Annotated in this window: 3 protein-coding genes and 2 tRNA genes; 4 read left to right on the top strand and 1 reads right to left on the bottom strand. The window is 47.4% G+C overall.

Annotated elements, in window-relative coordinates:
* Window positions 1–696, top strand: a 696-nt coding sequence (locus tag NNO04_RS22225; protein WP_271446501.1) for an oligogalacturonate-specific porin KdgM family protein, incomplete at its 5' end; no start/stop codon positions are given.
* 143 nt (window positions 697–839) lie between these two features.
* Here NNO04_RS22225 and NNO04_RS22230 read toward each other — a convergent pair.
* Window positions 840–915 (bottom strand) — tRNA-Asn (locus tag NNO04_RS22230).
* 6 nt (window positions 916–921) lie between these two features.
* Between NNO04_RS22230 and NNO04_RS22800 the strand changes: the two genes are divergently transcribed.
* From NNO04_RS22800 to NNO04_RS22240, 3 genes are all read left to right on the top strand, one after another.
* Window positions 922–1,074: a DUF5951 family protein gene (locus tag NNO04_RS22800; protein WP_333909015.1), complete on the top strand. Its 153-nt coding sequence runs from the start codon at window positions 922–924 to the stop codon at window positions 1,072–1,074.
* Between the two features lie 33 nt (window positions 1,075–1,107).
* Entirely contained in the window at window positions 1,108–2,562 is a 1,455-nt protein-coding gene (locus NNO04_RS22235; protein ID WP_333909016.1) for an EmmdR/YeeO family multidrug/toxin efflux MATE transporter, read from the top strand.
* A gap of 99 nt (window positions 2,563–2,661) precedes the next feature.
* Window positions 2,662–2,737, top strand: a tRNA-Asn gene (locus tag NNO04_RS22240).
* Window positions 2,738–2,776: the final 39 nt, after the last annotated feature.

Genomic DNA, 2,776 nt, shown 5'->3' on the forward strand with positions numbered 1-2,776 from the left:
CTTTTTAAATTAAGTAGCTTGTCTATTATTATCTTCTCTTTTTCCGCTGGTGCTGTAACACTCGACTATCGGCATGAATATAAAGCCGACAGTAAAACCAATGCAGATCGCCTGAAATTAAGCCACACCACCCAGAGTGGATATTTCGCGAGTGTGGAAGGTAAACAGGCAGAAAGTACAAAAGTGACATCTGATGGATTTAAAGAAGGCAATGGTGGTTACAGTGGCAATGGCAGCGAGTGGGAGTTCGGGCGCAATTTTAAAATAACGGATAGATTAACCCTTGCTCCGGCTGTGAATCTGGAAAATGGAGATACCTTTGTTGGCTATCGGGCACAGATTAAAGCCATTTATAAAATTACTGATAGCTGGGTGACAACGTTCCGTTGGCGTCCGGGTATTCAGGTTGATGAAAAATCATCTGTAGATAACAAAAATTATAATCAGTTCAACTGGGAGTTTGGCTACGTCAGCGATAAATTTACCGTGACGGGTGACTATGAGTACCGTTTTACAAACTATGAAGATTACAAAGGGGAACATAATTACTGGCTGTATAATGTTGTCGCGACGTTACCACTCAACAAAAACTGGACACCTTATACTGAAGTAGGTGTGGTTCCTCGTTACAACACTAACCACGAAAAAGACGAAATGGAAATGCGTTACCGACTTGGCATTAAATACAACTTCTAAATTAGCCATGCACCCGGGCAACAGTATTTGTTCGGATGAGGAAACCTACAGTATCCACGTATGCCTGAGATGTGGGTCATACGGGTTAATTAAGACCGAATAAGAAAGCAAAAAGCCCGCTAAAAAGCGGGCTTTTCTAAATTTGGCTCCTCTGACTGGACTCGAACCAGTGACATACGGATTAACAGTCCGCCGTTCTACCGACTGAACTACAGAGGAATCGGTGTGGAGGCATATCTTAGCGGCGAAAATTTTTTTGTCAAACCCCATTTCCCCCATAACGGTTCATTTGCTGTTTCTCTCAACAATTTGTTGCAATTGCAGACACTTTACATGGAAAAAACTTTGCAGCTTTTCTGTTTCTCCCTCATTATTTGAAATGAAGTTTCAACTTTCTCTTTAAGGTCCACTTTGAACGTCTCCGCCGCATTACGCCGGGCTGTTTCCCGCACACCCTGGTATGCCAAACGCAAGAGTTATAAAGTTCTCTTCTGGCGTGAAATCACCCCGCTTGCTGTTCCTATTTTTCTTGAAAACACGTGTGTCCTGTTGATGGGGGTATTAAGTACCTTCCTGGTCAGTTGGCTGGGCAAAGAGGCTATGGCTGGCGTCGGGCTTGCCGATAGCTTCAACATGGTCATCATGGCGTTTTTTGCCGCTATTGATCTGGGGACCACGGTCGTGGTGGCATTCAGTCTGGGTAAACGCGATCGGCGACGTGCCCGGGCCGCCACGAGACAATCTCTGGTGATCATGACACTTTTTGCCATCGTGCTGGCGGCAATGATTCATTATTTCGGTGAGCAGATCATCGATATTGTGGCAGGAGAAGCCACTCCAGAAGTGAAAGCGCTGGCGTTGACGTATCTGGAACTAACGGTCATCAGTTATCCTGCGGCTGCCATTGCGCTGATTGGCAGCGGTGCGTTACGCGGAGCGGGCAATACCAAAATCCCGTTACTCATCAATGGCGGGATGAACATCCTGAATATCGTTATCAGCAGTATTTTGATTTACGGGATTTTTTCATGGCAAGGGCTGGGATTTGTAGGTGCCGGATTGGGGTTGACCATCTCCCGCTATATTGGCGCCATCGCCATTATCTGGGTGTTGATGATTGGGTTTAATCCGGCATTGCGTATCACGTTAAAAAGCTACTTTAAGCCGCTAAATTTCGTCATTATTTGGGAAGTGATGGGCATTGGCATTCCGGCAAGTATTGAATCGGTTCTGTTCAATAGCGGAAAACTGCTAACGCAAATGTTCGTGGCGGGGATGGGCACCAGTGTCATCGCCGGTAATTTTATTGCGTTCTCGATTGCTGCGCTGATAAACCTGCCGGGAAATGCACTGGGATCGGCATCAACCATTATTACCGGCAGACGGCTGGGTAATGGTCAAATGGCGCAGGCGGAAATTCAGCTACGCCATGTGTTCTGGCTTTCCACCATCGGATTAACCGTGATCGCGTGGTTGAGCGCGCCCTTTGCCGGGGTAATGGCATCGTTTTATACACACGATCAGGATGTCAAAGATGTGGTAGTGATCCTGATTTGGCTGAACGCCGCATTTATGCCCATCTGGGCGGCATCCTGGGTTTTACCTGCCGGATTTAAGGGCGCACGTGACGCCCGCTATGCCATGTGGGTTTCGATGTTGGGGATGTGGGGATGCCGCGTCGTCGCAGGTTACACGTTGGGAATTGTTCTTGGCTGGGGCGTAGTGGGTGTCTGGATGGGGATGTTCTTCGATTGGGCAGTCCGTGCGGCACTCTTTTACTGGCGTATGGTGACCGGACGATGGCTCTGGAAATACCCGCGCCCGATACATGAAAAGTGTGTAAAACAGCCGATCACGTCTGAATAAACGACAAAATGAGGAAAATTTCGGCAAACGATCAAGCTTGTGCAATCAGGCTTTGACAATGACGATGGGCGTCGCTAATATTCGCCCCGTTCACACGATTCCTCTGTAGTTCAGTCGGTAGAACGGCGGACTGTTAATCCGTATGTCACTGGTTCGAGTCCAGTCAGAGGAGCCAAATTTAGAAAAGCAGACGTTTTAAACGTCTGCTTTTTGC

Source organism: Citrobacter sp. Awk 4, assembly GCF_028069725.1.
Lineage (GTDB): Bacteria > Pseudomonadota > Gammaproteobacteria > Enterobacterales > Enterobacteriaceae > Citrobacter_D.